The sequence below is a fragment of the bacterium genome, from assembly GCA_035371905.1.
Lineage (GTDB): Bacteria > Ratteibacteria > UBA8468 > B48-G9 > JAFGKM01 > JAMWDI01.
Genome location: DAORXQ010000099.1, coordinates 1 through 5,698 on the forward strand (window position 1 = coordinate 1; position 5,698 = coordinate 5,698).

The following is a 5,698-nucleotide window of genomic DNA, read 5'->3' on the forward strand; positions in this document are numbered from 1 at the left end:
GACATGGCGGACTTCGGCTTTCGCCTACGGAATACTGGACCTGCTTTAAAGTTTATCCGACAAGGTTTGTGTCCGGGAGGATTGCGACTTTAAATAACTTGTTATCCGCCAAAAGACATGGCGGACTTCGGCTTTCGCCTACGGAATACTGGACCCGCTTTAAAGGGGATTTTTAAAAGCGGGGGATGGGGCTTGGAAAAAATTTTATTTTGTGAGAATTATATACTTGCCGAGACCGAAGGATGTATTTTTGCCTATGTGGATGTAAGAGCCGATTTCAATTAAAGGATAAAATTTACCTATATCACCTCTATATTCAATTTCTCCTAATATCCCTCCAAGTTTCATTTCTTCTTTCTGCCTTGTAGAATATCTTTTAAAATCCTTCCAGTATAAATTACATTTTCCTATTTTAACTTTTTCTGCCTCTTTTATTATTTCTGAATAGTCAATCTTTTCTTTAAAATCACACCAGAAATAAAGAATCTGCGAAATCCTTCTTAATACTGCCTTTATAAATACCTCAAATTCTGGAACTGTTATAAAGTCACCCTGACTTTTTATTTTCGTTGGTGTTAAAAATTTTATGCTTATTTTATCAATATCTTTTTCAATCAATTCATATTCTCTAACTTCTGGCATCTCAACTGTTCCTTTCCTAAAATCAAATATTTCTTTTTCAACTGGATATTTCTGAAAGACCTCTTTTATAAAAAATTTCTCCCTGAATTTTCCTATTCCCTTCTCGCCAAGATATGCAAAAGATATAAGGAAGTATGGAAAATATTTAACTGCTTTTTCAAAAAGGATAAGGTTAAATTCAAAAATCTCATCTTCTCTGTAAACATTTTTTTTGTTCACTGGAAATTCAATAACATAAGGTCTTGGTATTTCTTCTATCTTTTCTTTTATTTTTTTGGGTTCAAAGAGATTGACATAAACACAATCTGAAAAGGAACTGCAATTTTTACAATCTGTTTCATTTTTAACACATACATTTTTTTTGAATGAATAACCAAGTCCACCTCTAATTGTTGCACCTTTAAAGAAAGGAAGTGTGAGAGTTTTATCCGGTTGAATTCTGAAAGAGATAATTATAAACTTCAAATTTTTAATAAATTCAAAATCCATTTTTAAATTTTTTCACCAAAAGTAATCTTTTCTGTATTATAGCATATTTATCATATTACCAGAATTCATTAACTCTTGTTTGACAATGCAGATTTTGAAAATTAGACACTGATTTGACAGAATTAGAAAAACATGAGAATATAAAAAGATGAAAGTCATTAAATTGAAAAAAAGGGGAAATTATGAAAAAAATTGTTTTCTTTTATTTTCTGGTCATAACTTTAATCTTTTCTCAGGAAATTCCTCAAAAAATAAAGGATATACTTGGTAAAACTGAAAGTATTTTAAAGGACAAAATGATTGAAAGCAGAATTGAGAGTTCTTATAAGATGATGGGTATGACTACATTGTTTGATATAAGAATTATAACTGATTTGAAAACCGAGAAATTTTATATGGAGATGGGAGAAATGGGTATTACTGTGTATGATGGAGAAAATCTGTGGACTTACAATAAAATGTCAAATCTCTATACAAAAATTCCAATTTCAAAAGATGAATTAGAAAAAAATAAAGAAAGTTTTATCCCTACAAGTATAAAAGAAATATCTGAATTTTTACCGAAACTTGATAGTTCCTCTATTGAAGAAGTCAATTTTGATGATAAGAAATGTTACAGAATAGAATTAACTGGTAAAGATAAAAGGAATAATAATGTTAAGTTGACATTATTTATTGATTCAAGTAATTATCTACCGGCTCAATTTGAGATAGAAAGCAAATTTCCATCCATTAATGAACCAATAATTATTAAAAACAGGATTAAAACTCTTAAAATTAATCCAGAAGTTCCTTCAGATATATTTGTTTTTAAACCACCAAGTGGAGCGAAAGAATTTAAATTTTCGGATACCAGAACTTCTAAAGAAGAATCTCTTGAAGGAAAAAAAGCACCTGATTTTAATCTGAAGGATATTGAAGGGAAAAGTATCACTCTTTCTTCTTATGAAGGTAAAGTTGTACTTCTTAATTTCTGGGCAAGTTGGTGTCCACCATGCAGAGAAGAATTAAAAGTCATACAGAAAATTTACAATGAATATAAAGATAAAGGAGTAATAGTTCTGTGTGTAAATAGTGGTGAAGATAAAGAAAAAGTTGAGGATTTTATAGATGAAAACAATTATAAATTTCCTGTTCTCCTTGATACAGATAGCAAAGTAAGCGATAATTATAAAGTAAACACCATTCCAAGAGTTCTTCTGATTAATAAAGATGGGATAGTTGTAAAAGATTTAACAGGTTATACTTCTGAAAATGAAAAAATTTTAAGGGAAGAAATTGAAAAGATAAAATAGGTTAACTATATCTGATTTTGTAAGAAGAGAAGAAAATGAACTTATATTCAGTTAAAATAAATCCTGTAAAGAAAATTTTAGGAATTCATATATTATTAGCAGTTTTGGTTTTTGCTCAAATTAACTTTCCGCCAAAAATTAAAGAAGTACTGAATAAAACTGAAAATATATTTAAAGGTAAAAAAATTGAAGCAAAGTATATTTTTTCTACAACAATAGGAAAGTATCTTGATTCTGATTCTAAACAGAAAAATTATGAAATAATTGAAATAGAATCAAATCTGATGGCTGATTTAAATTCTGGAAAGTTTTATCTTGAAAATGGAGATAGACAGATTTCTGTTTATGATGGAAATTACTTATGGAATTACGATAAAGTAATAAATGCTTACAATAAAATACCTTTAAAAAATACTCCTTCCCATTTTGTTTTTCCCTTATTTATTATAGATTTAGCAAAAGCAATTCCCAAAATTGAAAGTGTTGATATGGAAGAGGTAAGTTTTGAAAATAAAAATTGTTTTTTAATAAAATTTTCTGGAAAGGACTTTGCAAATAATTCCTGTACTGTAAATTTATGGATTAATAAAGAAAACTATTATCCTGTACAATTTCAATCATTAACAACTATAGGAACTGAATTATCCGAAATGAATTATAAGTTTAAAAGTTTGAAAATAAATCCTGAAATTTCTGATGATAAGTTTAATTTCAAAATTCCAGAAGGTGCAAAGGAGATAAAAACCGGTAAGTAAAAAAGGAGGAGCATATGAAAAAAATAATTTTATTTTTGATTTTTGTAAATTTTTTATTTGCTCAAAGTAAAAAGGATGTTAAACTTGTTATTTACAATCAGAATTTTGCTGTATGTGATGAGATAAGGGAAATTGAAGTACCTGCTGGAAAAAATGAACTTATTTTTACAGATATACCAAGATTTATTGAACCGGTAAGTATTCAGATTTCAGTTTTATCACCTTCTATAAAATTTAATGTTCTTGAGCAGTCATTTAATTATGATGTTTATACTTCTGATAAAGTTTTTGCAAAAAATATAGGAGAAAAAGTAAGTATGATAACAAAAGATGGACAATTCTATTCAGGAATTTTACTTTTTTATGATGCTGGAAATATTGGAATAGAAACAAAGGATAAAATAATTTTTGTCAATAAAGAAAATTTAAGAGAGGTAAGTTTTGGAAAGATGAGCACTTTTACATATAAACCACAGTTAAAATTCCTTGTACAGAATGAAAAAAAGGATATATATAAAATTCTTCTTAAATATACTACCTCAAATATTAATTGGCGTGCAGATTATTTAGGCAGTTTTGATGAAGAAAAATCAGTTTTAAGTTTAACAGGATTTATAACAGTTAATAATAAATGTGGTATAGATTATGAAAATGCATCAATTGAACTTGTTGCAGGTGAAGTTAAAAAAATTGCTGAAATTGAAAACCAAAGAAAAGCATTCGGAGCGGCTGATGCTTTAAAAGCAGAAATGGCAGGTGCTCCTTCATTTGAAGAAAGTCCAGTTTTTGAGTATCACAGATATACATTGAAGGGAAAAACAGATATTAAGGATGGAGAGATAAAGCAGATAAATTTTGTAAATAAAAATGATTTAAAGGTTGAAAAAAAATATAAGTATGATGGAGCAATTACAAGGTATTATCATTATGATAACTGGAGAAATCTGAATTATAATGATAAGGTTGAAATCTGGATTGAATTTAAAAATGAGGGTGAAATTCTTCCTGCAGGAAAGATGAAGATTTTTAAGAATGAAAAGGAAGGAAGTATTTTTATCGGAGAAAACAGAATTCCTCATACACCGGTTGGAGAAAAGGTTAGATTATCACTTGGTAATGTTTTTGATATAAAAGGAGAGAGAAAAATTATAGCACACGAAAGGATAAGTCAGCAGGTTTATAAAGACACATATGAAATTAAGATTAAAAACTTCAAAAAAGAGGATGTTTCTGTTGAAGTTATTGAACACTTATATGGAAGTTGGGAAATAACAGAAAAAAGTCATAATTATGAAAAAGAGGATGCATATACAATAAAATTTCCTGTGAAGGTTAAAGGCAGTGGAGAGGAAATAATAAGATACACAGTTATAACAAGATTTTAAAGGAGAAAAAAATGAAAAAAGTTTTAATTATTCTGTTTATAATCTTTTCCATTTCATATGCAAGGACAAAACTTGTTGCTCTTCCGGATAGAGAAATTTCTTACATCAGATTTGATGCTCCTTATACTGCTTTTGTTGAAGAAGAAAGAATACTGACACTTCAGAAAGGCATAAATCAGGTTGATTTTTCATGGAAAGGTGTGAATATTGACCAGGACTCAATAAATCTAACTTTTCTCACAAATCCTGATAAACTTAAATTGATAAGTTTAAGTTATCCACCTGAAGGAAATTCTCTTATCTGGGAAATATACAGTCCCGAAGGCGGTGAGGAAAAAGTAAGAATATCATACTTGCTTTCAAATATTGACTGTCTTTACACTTACAAAATAGTTGTTGATAAAAATGAGGAAAATATAAACTTTACATCATACATTATTTTAAGAAATTTTTCTGGAGAGGACTTTGAGAAAGGAATTGTTACACCTGAATTTGGGAAGACATTTGAAACATCAACTAAAAATGAAGAAACAAAACAGATATTGATTTATCAAAAGGATGGAATTAAATTTGAGAAGATTTTTGTTTTTGATGCTTCAAGAATGATATGGGACCCTGAAACAGCAAAAGAAAATGTTGGAATTCCTGTATATTTTGAAATAAAGAATGTAAAAGAGAGTGGACTTGGAGAATTTCCTTTACTTTTAGGAAAAACAAGAATGTTTCAAATTGAAAGTTCCGGTAGTTCAATTTTTCTTGGAGAGGACAATTTAAAATACATACCTGTTGGAGAAAGTTTTCGTCTTTATTTTGGAGATAGCAGAGATATAGTTGTAAAGCAGAAAAAAATGAAAGATACAAAAATAAATATAAGAAAAAATAATTCTGGAGATATTGTACTTTATGATACTGATGAAATTATAAGAATTGAAATTGAAAACTTCAGAGACAAGATTGCAAAAATTGAAATTCTTGAGAATATATCTGATGAATGGGATATGGAAGAAAGTACTCACAAATATGAAAAAATTGATTCAAATAATATAAAATTTGTAATTGATTTAAAACCGAAGAGTAAAGAGATTGTTGAGTTCCATTATCACAGGAGGAATTTAAGATGAAAAATAAAATA

General features: G+C 28.3%; 5 protein-coding genes. 4 read left to right on the plus strand and 1 reads right to left on the minus strand.

The window, feature by feature from the left end; translation table 11 throughout:
- Positions 1 to 204 precede the first annotated feature (204 nt).
- Positions 205 to 1,131, minus strand: a complete 927-nt coding sequence (gene cas6, locus PKV21_08645; protein ID HOM27555.1) for a CRISPR system precrRNA processing endoribonuclease RAMP protein Cas6 — start codon at positions 1,129 to 1,131, stop codon at positions 205 to 207.
- A 182-nt stretch (positions 1,132 to 1,313) separates the two neighbouring features.
- Between cas6 and PKV21_08650 the strand changes: the two genes are divergently transcribed.
- The 4 genes from PKV21_08650 to PKV21_08665 are packed head-to-tail and all read left to right on the plus strand — an operon-like array spanning position 1,314 to position 5,687.
- Complete coding sequence (locus tag PKV21_08650; GenBank protein ID HOM27556.1) at positions 1,314 to 2,426, plus strand: redoxin domain-containing protein; 1,113 nt, start codon at positions 1,314 to 1,316, stop codon at positions 2,424 to 2,426.
- A 35-nt stretch (positions 2,427 to 2,461) separates the two neighbouring features.
- The gene (locus tag PKV21_08655) at positions 2,462 to 3,181 is read left to right on the plus strand and encodes a DUF2092 domain-containing protein (GenBank protein HOM27557.1); all 720 of its coding nucleotides are present in this window, start codon (positions 2,462 to 2,464) and stop codon (positions 3,179 to 3,181) included.
- Positions 3,182 to 3,195: 14 nt separating this feature from the next.
- Positions 3,196 to 4,566, plus strand: coding sequence for a hypothetical protein (locus PKV21_08660; GenBank protein HOM27558.1), 1,371 nt, complete (start codon positions 3,196 to 3,198; stop codon positions 4,564 to 4,566).
- Between the two features lie 11 nt (positions 4,567 to 4,577).
- Positions 4,578 to 5,687 carry a hypothetical protein gene (locus tag PKV21_08665; protein ID HOM27559.1) on the plus strand — a complete coding sequence of 370 codons (1,110 nt, stop codon included), beginning with the start codon at positions 4,578 to 4,580 and terminating at the stop codon, positions 5,685 to 5,687.
- Positions 5,688 to 5,698 lie beyond the last annotated feature (11 nt).